This is a genomic window from Stenotrophomonas sp. WZN-1 (assembly GCF_002192255.1).
Lineage (GTDB): Bacteria > Pseudomonadota > Gammaproteobacteria > Xanthomonadales > Xanthomonadaceae > Stenotrophomonas.
This window is the reverse complement of the sequence record NZ_CP021768.1, coordinates 3335320-3352710: the sequence shown is the minus strand read 5'-3', so window position 1 is coordinate 3352710 and position 17391 is coordinate 3335320. Positions and strand designations below refer to the sequence as shown.

Genomic DNA, 17391 nt, shown 5'->3' with positions numbered 1-17391 from the left:
CGTGGGGGTCGTCATGATCGCGCAATGCGGGTCACGGCGCGATCAAGGTCGCGCCGTACCTGCATGCGGAATGCTCAGCGTTGGCTGTGCGCGTGCACCGCGTCGACCAGGACCTGTACGTGCGCAGGGTCCATGTCCGGTGACATGCCATGGCCGAGGTTGAACACATGGCCCTCGCGCGAACCGCCGTTGCCGGCCGCATAGGTGTCGAGCACGCGCGCGGCGGCTGCGGCGATCGCATCCGGCGAGGCGTACAGCGTGGTCGGGTCAAGGTTGCCCTGCAGGGCGACGCGGCCACCGGTACGGCGCATCGCTTCGTCCAGGTCCAGCGTCCAGTCCAGGCCGAGTGCATCGGCGCCGGTCTGCGACAGCGCTTCCAGGTGCAGGCCGGTGCCCTTGCCGAACAGGATCAACGGCGTGCGCTCGCTGCCCTCGCCACGGTCCAGGCCCTGCGCAATCCGCTGCAGGTACCGCAGCGAGAACTCGCGGTACATCGCCGGTGACAGCACGCCGCCCCAGGTGTCGAACACCTGCAGCGCCTGCGCACCGGCCGCGCGCTGCGCGCCGAGGTAGGCGATCACCGCGTCGGTGGTGACCTCCAGCAGGCGGTGCAGGGCCTGCGGATGGTTCAGCGCCATCGCCTTGATGCGTGCGAAATCCTTGCTGCCGCCACCTTCCACCATGTAGCAGGCCAGCGTCCACGGGCTGCCGGAGAAGCCGATCAGCGGCACCTGGCCGTCCAGCTCGCGGCGGATCAGGCGAACCGCATCCATCACGTAGCCCAGGTCCTGTTCCATGTCCGGCACCGCCAGCTTGGCGATGGCCGCTTCATCACGTACCGGATGGCGGAACTTCGGGCCTTCGCCTTCGACGAAGTACAGCTCCAGGCCCATCGCATCGGGAATGGTGAGGATGTCCGAGAACAGGATGGCCGCGTCCAGCGGGAAGCGGCGCAGCGGCTGCAGGGTGACTTCGCAGGCGATCTCCGGATTCTTGGCCATGGCCAGGAAGCTGCCGGCCTTGGCCCGGGTCGCGCGGTACTCCGGCAGGTAGCGTCCGGCCTGGCGCATCAGCCAGACGGGGGTGCAGTCCACCGGTTCGCGGCGCAGGGCGCGCAGCAGGCGATCGTTGCGGAGAGGGCTGGTCACGATGGGCATTCCTTGGACGAAAGTTGGCAGCGGCGTCAGTCGCCGTGCGAAAGGATCTGGAAGCCGCGATGCAGTTCGGCATCGCGGGCCTTCTCGAAGGCGCGGCGGGCTTCGTCGGCCTGCAGGAACAGTTCGCGCCGCAGCTGCGAGCGGCTGCCGACGCGGCCGCTCTCGCGCAGCAGCTCCCAGCCGCCGAACAGGTCCGGCAGCAGGCTCAGGCGCAGGAAGCGCGGTGCCTGCGCACCGGCGCCGGGATGTTGCAGGTAGACGTGCATGGTGCAGATTGTAGCGGGGCCAGGGTGACCCCGGCCGCAACGCGGTCGTGCCGGCCGCTGGCCGGCAACGTCATGAAACCTCCCCGGTAGCGCCGGGCCATGCCCGGCGAACGCGGAAACGGTCAGGCCGCGCCCAGCACCTTCAGCACCGCCGCCTCATCCACGTCCGGCACCACTTCGGCGCGGCCCATGCCGCGCCACAGCACCAGGCGCAGGCGGCCAGCCACGTTCTTCTTGTCCAGACGCATGCGGCCGAGCAGGGCCTGCGGGTCCAGCCCGGCCGGGATCGCCACCGGCAGGCCGAGGCGCTCAAGCAGGGCCTGCAGGCGTGCGCGGTCGGCATCGTCGGCCAGGCCCAGGTCGGTGGACAGCTTCGCCGCCAGCACCATGCCCACCGCCACCGCCTCGCCATGGTTCAGCGCATCGCGGCCCGGGGCCGAATAGCCCTGTTCGGTCTCGATGGCGTGGCCGAAGGTGTGGCCGAGGTTGAGCAGGGCACGCTCGCCCTTCTCGAACGGATCGCGTTCGACGATGGCGGCCTTGTGCCGGCAGCTGCGCGCGATGGCTTCGGCCAGCACTGCGTCTTCGCTGGCCAGCAGTGCATCGGCATGCTGCTGTAGCCATTCGAAGAACACCGCGTCGCCCAGTGCACCGTACTTCACCACTTCGGCCAGGCCGGCGCGCAGCTCGCGCGGCGGCAGGGTGGTCAGTACGCGGGTATCGGCGATGACCGCACGCGGAGGATGGAAGGCGCCGACCAGGTTCTTGCCGGCCGGGATGTCGACCGCGGTCTTGCCGCCCACCGACGAATCAACCATCGCCAGCAGGGTGGTCGGCAGCTGCAGACAGTCCACCCCGCGCATCCAGCAGGCGGCAGCGAAACCGGCAAGGTCACCGACCACGCCGCCGCCCAGGGCGAACACGCAGGCGTCGCGGGTGGCGCCAAGCGCGGCCAGCGCTTCGATCGCGCGGCCGAACTCGGCCAGGGTCTTGGAGGCTTCGCCGGCGGCCAGCACGTGCTCGCCGATGATCAGGTCCGGGCGTGCGGCCAGCAGCGTCTGTTTGACCGACGCCAGATAGCGCGGGGCGACTTCGCTGTCGCTGAGCAGCAGCACATGACGGCCGCGCACGTGCGAGGCCAGCGCGGTGCCGTCGGCCTGGGCACCGGCGCCGATGGTGATGGAGTAGGGGCGGTCGCCGCCAACGGCGACCTGCAGCAGGGCGGGGGAGGTCATGCGGTCAGGTCCTGGCGCTGCCATTGCGTGGCCAGCTTGACCACCAGCTGGGCGGTCGCATCGGCAGCGGTGTACGGGTCGGTGTCGAGGATGAGGTCGGCCAGCTCGCGGTACAGCGGGTCGCGGTGTGCGGCCAGATCGTGCAGCACCTGCTCGCGGTCCGGACGCTGCAGCAGCGGCCGGCCCTTGTCGCGGGCCAGGCGCTCCAGCTGTTCGGCCACGCTGACCCGCAGATAGACCACGAAGCCGCGCCGGGCGATCAGTGCACGGTTGTCCGGATCCAGTACCGCGCCACCACCGGTGGAGACCAGCTGGCCGCGGCCTTCCAGCACCCGCGCAAGCGCCTGGCGTTCATGGCTGCGGAAGCCGGCTTCGCCGGAGTGCTCGAAGATGGTCGGAATGCTGGCGCCGGCGGCATCGACGATGGCCTGGTCGACATCGACGAAGTCCAGCGTGAATCGCTCGGCCAGGCGACGGCCGATGCAGGTTTTGCCGGCGCCCATCGGGCCGATCAGGATCAGGTTCGGAGCAGGATTCATGCCCTCTGATGCTAACACCTCCGTGCCCTGGCCTTTACGTTCTTCACGTCAGGGTAGGCGTTCCTGCGGGGTCTCCCGCGCCAGCCGGAGTACAGGCCATGACGGTCGCCAAGGTCATCGAAATCACCGCCTCCTCGCCGAAGAGCGTGGAAGACGCCGTACGCAGCGGGCTGAAGAAGGTCTCCGAGACGGTCAAGGGCATCCAGGGCGCCTGGGTGAACGAGACCAAGGTGGTCACCAACGGCAGCGGCGAGATCACCGAATGGCGGGTCAACCTGCGGGTGACCTTCCTGGTGGAGTAGGCGCGCTCAGCGCACGTCCTGCACCTGGCGCTGGCCGTCCAGCACCACCACGTGGTCGGCCAGGCCGGGCAGGGCGCGCAGTGCCTGCCGGCTGACCCGCTCGTAGTACTGCACGAAGCGCTCCAGCTGTGGCCGGCTCATTCCGTGCCGGCCCGGCTGCGCGGCCTGCAGGTTCTGCTCCTGCTGCCAGCGCCAGCGCGGCACCACCGAAAAATCCGGCGGCTGCAGGAACCACAGGCGGTCGCAGCGCTGCCACAGCGCCGGGTAGTCACGGGCCAGTGCCTGGTTGCACCAGCGACGCCATCGGCCATCGGCGTCGGCCTCGCGTTCCAGCGCGTTCAGCGGGCTGTCCAGCGCATCGTCATGCTGCGCGGGCGTGCCCAGGAACCAGCCCTCGAATACCAGCAGGTCCAATGGTTGCTGCAGCTGCGGCCATTGCGCTTCGGACAGGCGTTCATCGGCCAGCTTGTCGAAGCGCGGCATGGCGAAGAGCTTGCGTGCGGCCACGGCGTCCAGCACGGCGTGGGCCAGCGGCAGGTCGTGGGTGCCGGGCGGGCCGCGGGTGATCAGCAACGGGTGCACCTGGCGGGCCAGCCGTTGGCGCTGTGCACGGGTGAGGTAGACGTCATCGATCGACAGCGTGGCCGCGTTCAGGCCGCGTGCCTGGGCGCGCGCCACCACCTGCGCGGCCAGCGTCGATTTGCCACTCCCCTGCAGGCCGCTGATCGCCAATACTGGAACCGCTGCACCGCTGTCCAGCGCATCATCCAGCGCCTGCTCGGCCAATGTTTCGGGGAATCCTTTCACCTGGGGCATATACGCAGCAGCGGCCATGCAGCCACAATAGCCCAATCCGTGTGAGAAGAACGCAATCATGAGCGACCTGTACGCCGAAGCCCTGTCCACGTTTGCCGGCCTGTTCGAAGAGGCCAAGCAGAGCCGCGAGGTCGAGCCGAACGCGATGACCGTGGCCACCGCCGATACGCAGGGCCGTCCCTCGGCGCGTACCGTGCTGCTGAAGGCCTTCGACGAGCGCGGCTTCGTCTTCTACACCCACCTGGACAGCCACAAGGGCCAGGAACTGCAGGCCAATCCGCAGGCTGCACTGCTGTTCCTGTGGCGCAGCCTGCGCGAGGCCGGCATCCAGGTGCGGATCGAAGGCCGTGTCGAGCAGGTTGCCGACGCCGAGGCCGACGCCTATTTCGCCAGCCGCCCGCGCATGAGCCAGATCGGCGCCTGGGCCTCGCAGCAGTCGAAGACGCTGTCGACGCGCGAGGAATTCGACGCGCGCGTGGCCGAGATCGAAGCCCGCTTCGAGGGCAAGGACGTGCCGCGCCCGGATGGCTGGAGCGGCCTGCGCGTGGTGCCCGACCGCATCGAGTTCTGGTACGGCGCGCAGTTCCGCCTGCATGAACGCTGGTGCTATGAAGCCGGTGCCGAAGGGCGTTGGAGCAAGCGCCTGCTGTATCCGTAAGGCTGCGCGATGCAACGCCTGCCGCTGTACCGTGTGGTGGTGTTCGTGCCGCCGGCAGCACTGGATGCGGTGAAGCAGGGCATCCTCGCAGTGGACGCGCTGGCGGCCGGCGACTACGAGCACGGAATGTGGTGGTCGGCGCCGGGGTTCGAGCAGTTCCGTCCGCGCGTGGGCGCGTCGCCCGGGCAGGGTGAGGCGGGTCGCACCGAGGTGGTCGACAGCGTGCGTCTGGAGTTCTGCCTGCCTCGTAATCCGCAGCGGCTGCAGCGCATCTTCGAACAGGGCATCGTGCCGCATCACCCGTGGCAGGTGCCGGTGGTGCAGGTGGAGGAAATCGAGCTGCTGCTGGCCGACGGGCGGCTGTTGTAGAGCCGAGCCATGCTCGGCTGCTTTTGCTCTGGCGCGTAAAGCAGTCGAGCATGGCTCGACTCTACAAGAGCGGATTGTCGCATTCGGGCCCATGCGCTTCATCTGCCGGCAGGCAACCAACCGGCACACTCCAACGAATGTTCTCGACTTCCGGAATTGCCGTGCCTTCCTGGCGTTGTCTGTTTGCCGTGCCTCCACCGCGCCGCGGCGTGGAAGCCTTCCTGCTGCTGCTTGCCCGCATCGTCGCCGGCGTGATGTTCTGCGTATCCGGCTGGAACAAGGTGTTCACCGACGCGGGGCGCGAGCGCATGGTGCACACGCTGGTTGATGCGGGCATTCCGTTCCCGCTGTTCAGTGCGCCGGTCCTCGGCGGCATCGAATGGATCGCCGGCGGGATGTTGGTGCTGGGCCTGCTCAGCCGGCCTTCGGCCCTGCTGCTGGCGGGGATCTGCGCGGTGGCGGCGCTTACCGATGGCATAGCGCGCATTCCTGCGGGGCTGAGCGTGCCGGACTGGTTGAGCTGGTTCTTCTACCTCAGCGAAGTGCCGCTGGGCGTGCTGTTGCTGTGGATTGCTGCGGTGGGGAGCGGTCGGTTCGCCTTCGAGGCGCGTTGGGCGCGGTGAGCGTTCCTCGTCCGCACGCAGCCGGAGCGCGTCTGTAGCATCTGGTGTGTTCCGGTAGATCCACGCCATGCGTGGACGAGATGCTTGACGGAAGAGCGGTGCGAACCAGGGTTCGCACCCACCAGACAACGAGTGGTTACAAGCCCTCCGCGCGCAGCCAGCGCCATAGCGTGGTGCGTGAGACGCCCAGCGCCTGCGCCATCCCCTCGCGGTCATTGCGGTGTTCCTGCAGCAGTGTTTCCAGCTGCGCACGCGGTGGCCGCTTGCCGTTGCTTTCCACCGTCAATGCCGCGACACCTTCATTCACAAGCTCGGGTGCCAGCTGCAGCAGTCGCGCGGCATCAATCAGGCCTTCTCCTGGCTGCCAGTGGATGCGCAGGCGATCCACCAGATTACGCAGCTCACGCACGTTGCCTGGCCACTCGGCGGCGGTCAGCACCGCCAGCGCATCCTCATCCAATGGCGCGTCGATGCCACGCAGCTGGCGGAAGAAATGTTGTGCCAGCAGCGGGATGTCACCGCGCCGGGCACGTAGCGAGGGCAGGGCAATGCGTAGCGCTGCCAAGCGGTAGTACAGGTCGCGGCGGAAGCTGCCGACGGCCGCGCGCTGCTCCAGCGACTGCAGGGTGGCGGCGACCACGCGCAGGTCCACCGGTGTCGGTTCGGTGGCACCCACACGCAGCACTTCACGTTCCTCCAGCACACGTAGCAGGCGGGTCTGCAGTGGTAGCGGCAGTTCGCCGATCTCATCCAGGAACAGCGTACCGCCGTCTGCGGCTTCAACCAGGCCGACGCGGCCGCCACGGCGTGCGCCGGTGAAGGCGCCATCGCTGTAGCCGAACAGCTCCGCTTCCAGCAGCGATTCGCTGATCGCGCCGCAGTTCAGTGCCACGAAGCGTCCGCGACGACCGCTGGCGGCGTGCAGCTGGCGCGCCACCAGTTCCTTGCCGGTGCCGGTTTCGCCGCTGACCAGCACGGTGCTGTCATGTGGGGCGTAGAGCGCGATCTGCGCGCGCACCTGCGCCATCGCGTCGCTGTCGCCGAGCAGTTCATGCGCATCGGCACGCGCTGCCGGGCGCCGGCGCGGGGCAGGGCGGTTGCTGCCGGAACGTGCCAGGGTCTGGGTCAGTTCCAGCGCATGTTCGAACGCCTGCCGCACCGAGTCGGCCGAATACAGCAGCACCCCGGGCAGCCCGGCCTGCTCGGCATGGTCGATGGCCATGCCGGTGCCGACGATCACTTCGATGCCGTTGGCGCGCAGATCGGCGATGCAGTCGCGCGCGTCCTCGCGGGTGACGAAACGGCGATGCTCGATATCCAGGCCGAAACTCTGCTGGAAGTTGCTGAACACCGGCACGTCGCTGGCGTGGGTGACCAGGCCGATGCGGCTGGCGATGCGGCGGGCACGGGCCAGTGCTTCCATCAGGTCGAAGCCGTTGGCCTGGATCGGCACCAGCGGCAGCTCCAGCCGGCCGCGCAGCCAGGCGGCGTTGGAGCCGCCGGCAATCACCACATCGCAATGCTCGCGGCGCAGGCGCTGGCCGATCACCTCCACCGCTTCCTCGAAGCCGAGATTGATCTGCTCGATGCGCGCGCGGCGGTCGAACTCGGGAATGACGTCGCCGAGCAGGCCAGTCAGCCGCGAGACGCTGACCGTCCAGATCACCGGGCGGCCGGGGTCGGCATCGGCATGGCGCAGGGGTGAGCGGGGCAGGTACATGGCGGGTGGGGTCGGGTGGAATGTTTCATGATACATCTGTTTCAGTGTTTCATATGTTTCACCATGGTGCGACGGTCATTCCAGTGAAATCAACGGCTTGCAGCTTGGCATGGTGCTTGCGCCTACCCATCCGTTCTTCAACCTGGATTGCCGCATGACTGCTTCCACTCCTTTTTCCGCCGGTGCCCGCTTCCGTGAGGCGCTGGCTGCCGAATCGCCGCTGCAGGTGATCGGCGCGATCAACGCCAACCACGCCCTGCTGGCCAAGCGCGCCGGCTTCCGCGCCATCTACCTGTCGGGTGGCGGCGTTGCCGCGGGCTCGCTGGGCCTGCCGGACCTGGGCATCAACACCCTGGAAGACGTGCTGGTGGACGTGCGCCGCATCACCGATGTCTGCGACTTGCCGCTGATGGTCGACATCGACACCGGCTTTGGCCCGAGCGCGTTCAACATCGCGCGTACCGTGAAGTCGCTGATCAAGGCCGGCGCGGCCGCCTGCCACATCGAGGACCAGGTCGGCGCCAAGCGCTGCGGTCACCGCCCGGGCAAGGAGATCGTCTCGCAGGGTGAAATGGTCGACCGGGTGAAGGCGGCCGCCGATGCCAAGACCGATCCGGACTTCTTCCTGATCGCACGTACCGACGCCATCCAGGTGGACGGCGTGGACAAGGCCATCGAGCGCGCCATCGCCTGTGTCGAGGCCGGTGCCGATGGCATCTTCGCCGAGGCCGCCTACGACCTGGATACCTACCGCCGCTTCGTCGACGCGGTGAAGGTGCCGGTGCTGGCCAACATCACCGAATTCGGTGCCACCCCGCTGTTCAGCCGCGACGAACTGGCCTCGGCTGGCGTCGCCATCCAGCTGTTCCCGCTGTCGGCGTTCCGTGCGGCCAACAAGGCCGCCGAAAACGTCTACCAAGCGGTGCGCCGCGATGGACACCAGCGCAGCGTGGTGGAAACCATGCAGACCCGCGAAGAACTGTACGACCGCATCGGCTACCACGCCTTCGAGCAGCAGCTCGACGCACTGTTCGCCGCCAAGAAATAAGCAGTACCCTGCACCATCAAGTTTTCGGAGGGAAACATGAACGATACGACCGCAACCCCGACCTTCAAGCCGAAGAAGTCCGTCGCCCTGTCCGGCACCGCTGCCGGCAACACCGCGCTGTGCAGCGTGGGCCGCAGTGGCAACGACCTGCACTACCGTGGCTACGACATCCTGGACCTGGCCAACACCAGCGAGTTCGAGGAAATCGCCTACCTGCTGGTGCACGGCAAGCTGCCGACCCGCGCCGAGCTGGTTTCGTACAAGGCCAAGCTGAAGTCGCTGCGTGGCATCCCGGCCGCGGTGAAGGCCGCGCTGGAAGAACTGCCGCCGTCGGCGCACCCGATGGACGTGATGCGCACTGGCGTGTCCGTGCTCGGCTGCGTGGCGCCGGAGAAGGACGACCACAACCATCCGGGCGCGCGTGACATCGCCGACAAGCTGATGGCCTGCCTCGGTTCGATGCTGCTGTACTGGTACCACTGGAGCCACAACGGCCGCGCCATCGACGTGGAAACCGACGACGACTCGATCGGTGGCCACTTCCTGCACCTGCTGCACGGCGAGAAGCCGCAGGAGTCGTGGGTGAAGGCGATGCACACCTCGCTGATCCTGTACGCCGAGCACGAGTTCAACGCCTCGACCTTCACCTGCCGCGTCATCGCCGGCACCGGCAGCGACATGTACAGCGCGATCTGCGGTGGCATCGGCGCGCTGCGCGGCCCGAAGCATGGCGGCGCCAACGAAGTGGCGTTCGAAGTGCAGAAGCGCTACGACACTCCCGATGAGGCCGAGGAAGACATCAAGGCCCGCGTCGAGCGCAAGGAAGTGGTGATCGGTTTCGGCCACCCGGTCTACACCGTCTCCGATCCGCGCAACAAGGTGATCAAGGACGTGGCCCGCGAGCTGTCCGAAGAGCAGTCGAGCATGAAGATGTACGACATCGCCGAGCGCCTGGAATCGGTGATGTGGGACATCAAGAAGATGTTCCCGAACCTGGACTGGTTCAGTGCCGTCAGCTACCACATGATGGGCGTGCCGACCGCGATGTTCACTCCCCTGTTCGTGATCGCCCGCACCGCCGGCTGGAGCGCGCACATCGTCGAGCAGCGCATCGACGGCAAGATCATCCGCCCGAGCGCCAACTACATCGGTCCGGAAGACCGCGACTTCGTCGCCATCGACAAGCGCGTCTGATCCACCTGCTGTACCCATCCGGCCGGCCGCGTGCCGGCCGGATGCTTTCGCCGCCGCACCGCCGGCACCCGGCCCGCCCCAAGCACTCCGCCAGCCCATGAATACCGATTACCGCAAGAACCTCCCCGGCAGCGCGCTGGATTATTTCGACGCGCGCGCCGCTGTCGATGCGATCCAGCCCGGCGCCTATGCCACCCTGCCGTACACCTCGCGCGTGCTGGCCGAGAACCTGGTGCGCCGCTGCGATCCGGCCACGCTCGGGGATTCGCTGAAGCAGCTGATCGAGCGCCGCCGGGACCTCGATTTCCCGTGGTTTCCGGCGCGCGTTGTGTGCCACGACATCCTCGGCCAGACCGCACTGGTCGACCTGGCCGGCCTGCGTGATGCGATCGCCGACAAGGGCGGTGACCCGGCCAAGGTGAATCCGGTGGTGCCGGTGCAGCTGATCGTCGATCACTCGCTGGCGGTGGAGTGCGGAGGTTTCGATCCGCAGGCGTTCGAGAAGAACCGCGCCATCGAAGATCGCCGCAATGAAGACCGTTTCCACTTCATCGACTGGACCAAGCTGGCGTTCGAGAACGTGGACGTGATTCCGCCGGGCAACGGCATCATGCACCAGATCAACCTGGAGAAAATGTCGCCGGTGGTCTACGTGCAGGACGGCGTGGCCTTCCCGGATACCTGCGTGGGTACCGACAGCCATACCCCGCACGTGGATGCGCTGGGCGTGATCGCGATTGGTGTTGGCGGCCTGGAAGCCGAGAACGTGATGCTGGGGCGCGCGTCATGGATGCGCCTGCCGGACATCATCGGTGTCGAGCTGACCGGCAGGCCGCAGCCGGGCATCACTGCCACCGACGTGGTACTGGCACTGACCGAGTTCCTGCGCAAGGAACGCGTGGTGGGTGCGTATCTTGAATTCTTCGGCGAGGGTGCCGCGGCGCTGACCATCGGTGACCGCGCCACCATCTCCAACATGTGCCCGGAGTACGGCGCGACCGCCGCGATGTTCTACATCGACGGGCAGACCATCGATTACCTGCGCCTGACCGGCCGCGAGGAATCGCAGGTGGCGCTGGTGGAGAACTACGCGCGTACCACCGGCCTGTGGGCTGATGATCTGGCCACCGCGCAGTACGAGCGCGTGCTGCGCTTCGACCTGTCCAGCGTGGTGCGCAACATGGCCGGCCCGTCCAACCCGCACAAGCGCGTGGCCACCGCCGAGCTGGCCGAGCGCGGCATTGCCGACGAAGCCAAGCTGGAAGCGGGCAAGGCCGAGCAGGCGCAGGGGCTGATGCCCGATGGCGCGGTGATCATCGCCGCCATCACCAGCTGCACCAATACGTCCAATCCGCGCAACGTGATCGCCGCCGCACTGCTGGCGCGCAAGGCCAACGAGCGTGGCCTGCTGCGCAAGCCGTGGGTGAAGTCGTCGCTGGCGCCGGGCTCGAAGGCGGTGCAGCTGTACCTGGAAGAGGCGGGCCTGCTGCCGGACCTGGAAAAGCTCGGCTTCGGCATCGTCGCCTTCGCCTGCACCACCTGCAACGGCATGAGTGGCGCGCTGGATCCGGCGATCCAGCAGGAGATCATCGATCGCGACCTGTATTCCACCGCCGTGCTGTCGGGCAACCGCAACTTCGATGGCCGCATCCACCCGTACGCGAAGCAGGCCTTCCTGGCCTCGCCGCCGCTGGTGATCGCCTATGCCATCGCCGGCACCGTGCGCTTCGATATCGAGAAGGACGTGCTGGGCGTGGATGCCGATGGCAACGAAGTGCGCCTGAAGGACATCTGGCCGAGTGACGCCGAGATCGATGCGGTGGTGAAGGCTTCGGTGAAGCCGGAGCAGTTCCGCAAGGTCTACAACCCGATGTTCAACGTGCGCGTGGAGCATGGCGCAGCGGTCAGCCCGCTGTATGACTGGCGCCCGCAGAGCACCTACATCCGCCGTCCGCCGTACTGGGAGGGCGCACTGGCCGGTGAGCGCACGCTGTCTGGCATGCGCGCGCTGGCGGTGCTGCCGGACAACATCACCACCGACCACCTGTCGCCGTCCAACGCGATCCTGGCGTCCAGTGCCGCCGGTGAGTACCTGGCGAAGATGGGCCTGCCGGAAGAGGACTTCAATTCCTACGCCACCCACCGCGGTGACCACCTGACCGCGCAGCGCGCCACCTTCGCCAACCCGAAGCTGTTCAACGAGATGGTGCGCAACGACGACGGCAGCGTGAAGCAGGGTTCGCTGGCGCGCGTGGAGCCGGAAGGCAAGGTGATGCGCATGTGGGAGGCGATCGAGACCTACATGGACCGCAAGCAGCCGCTCATCATCATTGCCGGTGCCGACTATGGCCAGGGCAGCTCGCGTGACTGGGCCGCCAAGGGCGTGCGCCTGGCTGGCGTGGAGGCGATCGTGGCCGAAGGCTTCGAGCGGATTCACCGTACCAACCTGATCGGCATGGGCGTGCTGCCGCTGGAGTTCAAGCCGGGCACCACCCGCCTGACCCTGGGCATCGACGGCACCGAGACCTTCGATGTGATCGGCGAGCGCACCCCGCGTGCCGACCTGACCCTGGTCATCCACCGCCGCGACGGCCAGGACGTGATCGTGCCGGTCACCTGCCGCCTGGACAGCGACGAGGAAGTGGCGATCTACGAAGCCGGCGGCGTGCTGCAGCGCTTCGCCCAGGACTTCCTGGAAGGGGCCAAGGTGGCGTGATGCCGGGCTGAATGCCTGCCCCCGGCGGCCGGGGGCGGGCTTGTCCGACACCAGGGCGGGGCGCACACTGACTTGGCAAAAACTGCCAAAGGAGAGTTCCATGGCCACCATGAACATTTCGCTGACTGATCCGCTCAAGCAGTTCGTGGACGAAGAAGTGCGCGAAGGCGGCTACTCCAGTACGTCGGACTACGTGCGTGACCTGATCCGCCAGCGTCAGCGCAGCAAGGCTGAAGAGCTGCTCAAGCAGTTGATAGCCGAGGGGCTGGCGTCGGGGCCTTCGGCGCCTCTGCCGCCGGATCACTTCGACAAGCTGCGTGAGCGTGCACGGAACCGCAAGTGAAGCCCTCGCACTGGTCCCCCGCAGCGGTTCGAGATCTTGACCAGGCAGCAGGCTGGTATGCAGATCAAGGCGGAGAAGTGCTGGAAATCGGCTTCATCGATGCGGTGGAATCCGTTGTAAAGCTGATCGAGGCCCACCCAGGTGCTGGTTCCGCACTGCATGCGGGTCTGTTGACCTTGCTGCCAGCGCCGTTGCGTTTTCATCCGGTTCGTCGCTTCGACGGCTACCTGGTTTACTACGTGGAGCTACCTGCGCACGTTTCCATCGTGCGCATCTGGAATGCTTCGCGGGGCATGGAAGCACTGTTCGAAGACGAGGAGCTCAACCCCGATATTGGTTCGTCGCACCCAGGATACTGATCCATGACCTTCCTCCCGCAACTCCGTATTCCCGCCACCTACATGCGCGGCGGCACCAGCAAGGGCGTGTTCTTTCGCCTGCAGGACCTGCCCGAAGCCGCACAGGTGCCCGGCGCCGCGCGCGATGCGCTGCTGATGCGCGTGATCGGCTCGCCCGATCCGTATGGAAAGCAGACCGATGGCATGGGCGGCGCCACCTCCAGCACCAGCAAGTGCGTGATCATTTCCACCGCCTCGGTGCCTGACCACGACGTGGACTACCTGTATGGCCAGGTGTCGATCGACACCGCCTTCGTCGACTGGAGCGGCAACTGCGGCAATCTCAGCACTGCGGTGGGTCCGTTCGCGATCGCCAATGGGCTGATCGATCCGGCCCGCATACCGCGCGATGGCCTGTGCACCGTGCGCATCTGGCAGGCCAACATCGGCAAGACCATCATCGCCCACGTGCCGATGCGCGATGGCGAAGTGCAGGAGATCGGCGATTTCGAGCTGGATGGCGTGACCTTCCCGGCGGCCGAGATCCAGCTGGAATTCATCGATCCGTCCGATGACGGCGATGCGGGCGCGATGTTCCCGACCGGCAACCTGGTCGATACCCTCGAGGTCCCCGACGTGGGCAACTTCGAGGTGACGATGATCACCGCCGGCATCCCGACCATCTTCCTCAACGCCGCCGACCTGGGCTACACCGGCACCGAACTGCAGCCGGCGATCAACGAGGACAAGGCCGCACTGCAGAAATTCGAGACCATCCGCGCACATGGCGCGCTGCGCATGGGGCTGATCAAGAGCCTGGAAGACGCAGCGACCCGCCAGCACACGCCGAAGGTGGCCTTCGTGGCGCCGGCGCAGGACTACGTGTCGTCCAGCGGCAAGGCCATTCCGGCCTCAGCCATCGACCTGCACGCACGTGCGCTGTCGATGGGCAAGCTGCACCACGCGATGATGGGCACTGCGGCCGTGGCGATCGGCACCGCAGCGGCGATTCCGGGCACCCTGGTCAATCGTGCGGCCGGTGGTGGTGAACGCGAAGCGGTGACCTTCGGTCACCCCTCCGGCACGCTGCGTGTCGGCGCGCAGGCAGGGCTCGTTGACGGCCAGTGGACAGTGACCAAGGCCATCATGAGCCGCAGCGCTCGTGTGCTGATGGAAGGCAAGGTGCGGGTGCCGGTCGAGTAACCAGGCGGTCGGCGCTGGCATCACACGCTTCGGTAGATGCCAACCTTGGTTGGCATGGCATCGGCACCCGCTGGGCAACGTCCAGCGCCAACCAAGGTTGGCGACTACCGGGATGCGCGGCCTGACCTGCTTTCTGAAGAGGAGATCGACGATGTCCGACAGCCACACCCCCTCCAACGAGCGTGCAGCGTGGGATGCGCTGCTGGTGGACATCGTCGACTACGTGCGCGACGCGCGCATCGACTCACCGCTTGCTTTCCAGACCGCGCACCATTGCCTGCTCGACACGCTGGGCTGCGGTTTGGAAGCGCTGTCCTTCCCGGCCTGCAGCAAGCTGCTCGGTCCACTGGTGCCGGGCATCAGCGTGGTCAACGGTGCGCGCGTGCCGGGTACGCACTACGTGCTGGACCCGGTGCAGGCGGCCTTCAACCTGGGCGCGATGGTGCGCTGGCTGGATTTCAACGACACCTGGCTGGCCGCCGAATGGGGCCACCCGTCGGACAACCTGGGCGGCATCCTGTCTGTCTGCGATTGGCTGGGGCGCAACGCGCAGGCCCTGCATCGCCCGGCGCCGACCCTGCATGACGTGCTGCTGGCGATGATCAAGGCACACGAGATCCAGGGCGTGCTGGCCCTGCAGAATTCCTTCAACCGGGTTGGGCTGGACCACGTGGTGCTGGTCAAGGTGGCCACCACCGCGGTGGTGGCGCAGCTGCTCGGGCTGGATCGCGAACGCATGCTCAATGCGCTGTCGCTGGCCTGGGTCGATGGCCAGGCGCTGCGAACCTACCGGCATGCGCCCAACACCGGTTCGCGCAAGAGCTGGGCGGCCGGCGACGCCACCAGCCGTGGCGTGCGCCTGGCGCTGATGGCGGCCAGCGGCGAGATGGGCTACCCCAGCGTGCTGAGCGCGCCGACCTGGGGTTTCGAGGCGGTGTCCATGCATGGCCAGAGGTTGACGCTGGGGCGACCGCTGGGCAGCTACGTGATGGAGAACGTGCTGTTCAAGATCAGCTACCCGGCCGAGTTCCACGGGCAGACCGCAGTGGAGGCAGCGATCGTGCTGCACCAGCAGCTGCGTGCGATGGGGCGGCGGGTCGAGGACATCGCGCATATCGCGATCCGGACCCAGGAAGCCTGCATCCGCATCATCGACAAGCAGGGGCCGCTGCACAACCCGGCCGACCGCGACCACTGCGTGCAGTACATGGTCGCCATCGCGCTGCTGCATGGGCGGCTGGTGGCCGAGGACTATGAGGACGACGTGGCGGCGGATCCACGCATCGACGCACTGCGTGCGAAGATGGCCTGCCATGAGGATCCGCAGCTCAGTGCCGACTATCTGGACCCGGACAAGCGCAGTATCGCCAATGGCCTGAGCGTCCGCTTCAGCGATGGCAGCGAACTGCCGGAGGTGCTGGTGGAATATCCACTTGGCCACGCCCGTCGCCGCGAGGAGGGAATCCCCTTGCTGATGGACAAGTTCCGCCGGCACCTGGCCCACCGCTTCCCGACCGCCCAGCAGCAACGCATCCTGGCCGCATCGCTGGACCCGGTGGCGCTGGCGGCAATGCCGGTGACCGACTACGTGGACCTGTACCTGCCGGGGTAGGGGGCTTCGCCGGATATGGCGCTGCGCCTGCTTGCTGGGCACGTGGCTGCACCTGCTTTGGTAGGTGCCAACCTTGGTTGGCACGGCCGACGCCAACCAGGGTTGGCATCTACCGGGATGCTTTGGTCCACGCTGCAGTCTGCAGAGGTTCCTCAGAGATAGTGTAATCCCGCGATAGCGATCGACTAAGCCGGATCAGATCGCATATGTGGAAAGGCATCCATAGTCGGTGCGTACCGAAATGGCATTGTCTCCCGTCCATGCAATATGCGCGGTACGGACCACATGATCGACGGGAAAGCGTCGAATTTCCCTCATGTCTGCAAAGTCATAAAGTGCAATATGACCGCGGTGCATGACGGCCAATCGCTTGCTATCGCAGTCCAGTGCAAAGTCAGTTCGTGTCATATCAGTGAACTCCGGCCACCCGGGGCGGGATTCGCCTGTTGCCGCGTCCAGGCACAGCAGGCGCCACCGTCCATACTCTTCCAAGGCCAACAACCAGCGTCCATCCGCGCTCCACTCCATCTTGACGATCATTTCAAAATCAGCCTGATGTCGGCGCACGGTCTTGGCCTGGGCGACATCGATGTACTCGATCTCACCGGGATTGGCACAGCAGGCAAGCATCGTGGCATCCGCTGAGAGCGTGCCCATCATCTGCTCGGAATGCCCGCCAACCATCGCAGGGGAGCGCGCCAGCTGCATGATGTGCCTTCCATCGTCGAGTCTCATTACCGTTACCTGCTCACCGTCATGCCATGCGGCATGCCCGTTGGACCTTGTCAGGAAGGGCGATGACAGTACGGATGCATCGCTGATCCGCTGGGGAGGACTGCCATCTGAAGTCCAAAGGTAGATTCCAGAGTCGAATCGAATCAGGAATCCTGTCCGGTCATCCGTAGGTAGTGCCGACCAGGCAAGGTCCGTTTTGCTTGATCGCCAACCATGGATGATCTCAGCGTCTTCACCAATGAGCAGCAACATGTCGGTTGCCGCACCATGCGTGTCTTCGTCCTGGTGCTGATTGGTCGCCAGCTTCCCATTGCAACCCGCAATCATCAGGGCTCCCGTGTACCCCCCGCCAATGTAACGATGCATGCAGGGTTCGCCTGCGGCAGCAGCAGGGTTCACGAGTACGAAGCCCTTTTTCAGCCGCGACCACTCCTGTTTGATGGCCCATTTCAGTGCCTCGTCGGGACTCGGGAAGTCTTTCAACTGTGACTTCAGCTTCCCGGGGCTTCCGGAGGTG

At 66.5% G+C, this 17391-nt stretch carries 18 protein-coding genes; 11 read left to right on the top strand and 7 right to left on the bottom strand.

Going from position 1 to position 17391, the window contains the following annotated elements; translation table 11 throughout:
• Positions 1-74 precede the first annotated feature (74 nt).
• The 4 genes from hemE to CCR98_RS15790 all read right to left on the bottom strand — a co-directional run bounded on the left by hemE (position 75) and on the right by CCR98_RS15790 (position 3197).
• Positions 75-1157: a uroporphyrinogen decarboxylase gene (gene hemE / locus CCR98_RS15805; RefSeq protein WP_087923346.1), complete on the bottom strand. Its 1083-nt coding sequence runs from the start codon at positions 1155-1157 to the stop codon at positions 75-77.
• Between the two features lie 26 nt (positions 1158-1183).
• Positions 1184-1423, bottom strand: a complete 240-nt coding sequence (locus tag CCR98_RS15800) for a WGR domain-containing protein (protein ID WP_087923344.1) — start codon at positions 1421-1423, stop codon at positions 1184-1186.
• 122 nt (positions 1424-1545) lie between these two features.
• Positions 1546-2658: a 3-dehydroquinate synthase gene (gene aroB, locus CCR98_RS15795; protein WP_087923343.1), complete on the bottom strand. Its 1113-nt coding sequence runs from the start codon at positions 2656-2658 to the stop codon at positions 1546-1548.
• Positions 2655-3197, bottom strand: a complete 543-nt coding sequence (locus CCR98_RS15790; protein WP_087923342.1) for a shikimate kinase — start codon at positions 3195-3197, stop codon at positions 2655-2657. Before CCR98_RS15790 ends, aroB begins: the two co-directional genes overlap by 4 nt.
• A gap of 98 nt (positions 3198-3295) precedes the next feature.
• On the opposite strand from CCR98_RS15790, the gene CCR98_RS15785 reads away from it, so the two are divergent.
• On the top strand, positions 3296-3499 hold the full coding sequence (locus CCR98_RS15785) for a dodecin family protein (RefSeq protein ID WP_005410663.1): 204 nt from the start codon (positions 3296-3298) through the stop codon (positions 3497-3499).
• 6 nt (positions 3500-3505) lie between these two features.
• On the opposite strand, the gene CCR98_RS15780 is transcribed toward CCR98_RS15785, so the two are convergent.
• Entirely contained in the window at positions 3506-4333 is an 828-nt protein-coding gene (locus tag CCR98_RS15780) for a kinase (protein WP_087923341.1), read from the bottom strand.
• A 40-nt stretch (positions 4334-4373) separates the two neighbouring features.
• On the opposite strand from CCR98_RS15780, the gene pdxH reads away from it, so the two are divergent.
• The 3 genes from pdxH to CCR98_RS15765 all read left to right on the top strand — a co-directional run bounded on the left by pdxH (position 4374) and on the right by CCR98_RS15765 (position 5965).
• Positions 4374-4973 carry a pyridoxamine 5'-phosphate oxidase gene (pdxH, locus tag CCR98_RS15775; RefSeq protein ID WP_087923340.1) on the top strand — a complete coding sequence of 200 codons (600 nt, stop codon included), beginning with the start codon at positions 4374-4376 and terminating at the stop codon, positions 4971-4973.
• Positions 4974-4982: 9 nt separating this feature from the next.
• The gene (locus CCR98_RS15770) at positions 4983-5342 is read left to right on the top strand and encodes a hypothetical protein (RefSeq protein WP_087923339.1); all 360 of its coding nucleotides are present in this window, start codon (positions 4983-4985) and stop codon (positions 5340-5342) included.
• A gap of 161 nt (positions 5343-5503) precedes the next feature.
• The gene (locus CCR98_RS15765; protein ID WP_087924213.1) at positions 5504-5965 is read left to right on the top strand and encodes a DoxX family protein; all 462 of its coding nucleotides are present in this window, start codon (positions 5504-5506) and stop codon (positions 5963-5965) included.
• A 136-nt stretch (positions 5966-6101) separates the two neighbouring features.
• Here CCR98_RS15765 and prpR read toward each other — a convergent pair whose 3' ends face one another.
• Positions 6102-7685 carry a propionate catabolism operon regulatory protein PrpR gene (gene prpR, locus CCR98_RS15760; RefSeq protein ID WP_087923338.1) on the bottom strand — a complete coding sequence of 528 codons (1584 nt, stop codon included), beginning with the start codon at positions 7683-7685 and terminating at the stop codon, positions 6102-6104.
• 154 nt (positions 7686-7839) lie between these two features.
• Here prpR and prpB point away from each other — a divergent pair, with 154 nt between their 5' ends.
• The 7 genes from prpB to CCR98_RS15725 all read left to right on the top strand — a co-directional run bounded on the left by prpB (position 7840) and on the right by CCR98_RS15725 (position 16139).
• Positions 7840-8733 (top strand): methylisocitrate lyase, encoded by an 894-nt coding sequence (gene prpB, locus CCR98_RS15755; protein ID WP_087924212.1) that lies wholly within the window; start codon positions 7840-7842, stop codon positions 8731-8733.
• A 36-nt stretch (positions 8734-8769) separates the two neighbouring features.
• The gene (gene prpC / locus CCR98_RS15750; protein WP_010482770.1) at positions 8770-9927 is read left to right on the top strand and encodes a 2-methylcitrate synthase; all 1158 of its coding nucleotides are present in this window, start codon (positions 8770-8772) and stop codon (positions 9925-9927) included.
• Between the two features lie 97 nt (positions 9928-10024).
• Entirely contained in the window at positions 10025-12643 is a 2619-nt protein-coding gene (acnD, locus tag CCR98_RS15745; protein ID WP_087923337.1) for a Fe/S-dependent 2-methylisocitrate dehydratase AcnD, read from the top strand.
• Positions 12644-12743: 100 nt separating this feature from the next.
• A complete protein-coding gene (locus CCR98_RS15740) occupies positions 12744-12986 on the top strand; it encodes a type II toxin-antitoxin system ParD family antitoxin (RefSeq protein WP_087923336.1) in 243 nt (80 codons plus the stop codon).
• Positions 12983-13345 carry a type II toxin-antitoxin system RelE/ParE family toxin gene (locus CCR98_RS15735; RefSeq protein ID WP_087923335.1) on the top strand — a complete coding sequence of 121 codons (363 nt, stop codon included), beginning with the start codon at positions 12983-12985 and terminating at the stop codon, positions 13343-13345. The genes CCR98_RS15740 and CCR98_RS15735 overlap by 4 nt, the downstream gene beginning before the upstream one ends.
• A gap of 3 nt (positions 13346-13348) precedes the next feature.
• On the top strand, positions 13349-14527 hold the full coding sequence (gene prpF, locus CCR98_RS15730; RefSeq protein ID WP_087923334.1) for a 2-methylaconitate cis-trans isomerase PrpF: 1179 nt from the start codon (positions 13349-13351) through the stop codon (positions 14525-14527).
• Between the two features lie 151 nt (positions 14528-14678).
• Entirely contained in the window at positions 14679-16139 is a 1461-nt protein-coding gene (locus tag CCR98_RS15725; protein WP_087923333.1) for a bifunctional 2-methylcitrate dehydratase/aconitate hydratase, read from the top strand.
• Between the two features lie 195 nt (positions 16140-16334).
• On the opposite strand, the gene CCR98_RS21110 is transcribed toward CCR98_RS15725, so the two are convergent.
• On the bottom strand, positions 16335-17357 hold the full coding sequence (locus CCR98_RS21110) for a hypothetical protein (RefSeq protein ID WP_152593488.1): 1023 nt from the start codon (positions 17355-17357) through the stop codon (positions 16335-16337).
• Positions 17358-17391 lie beyond the last annotated feature (34 nt).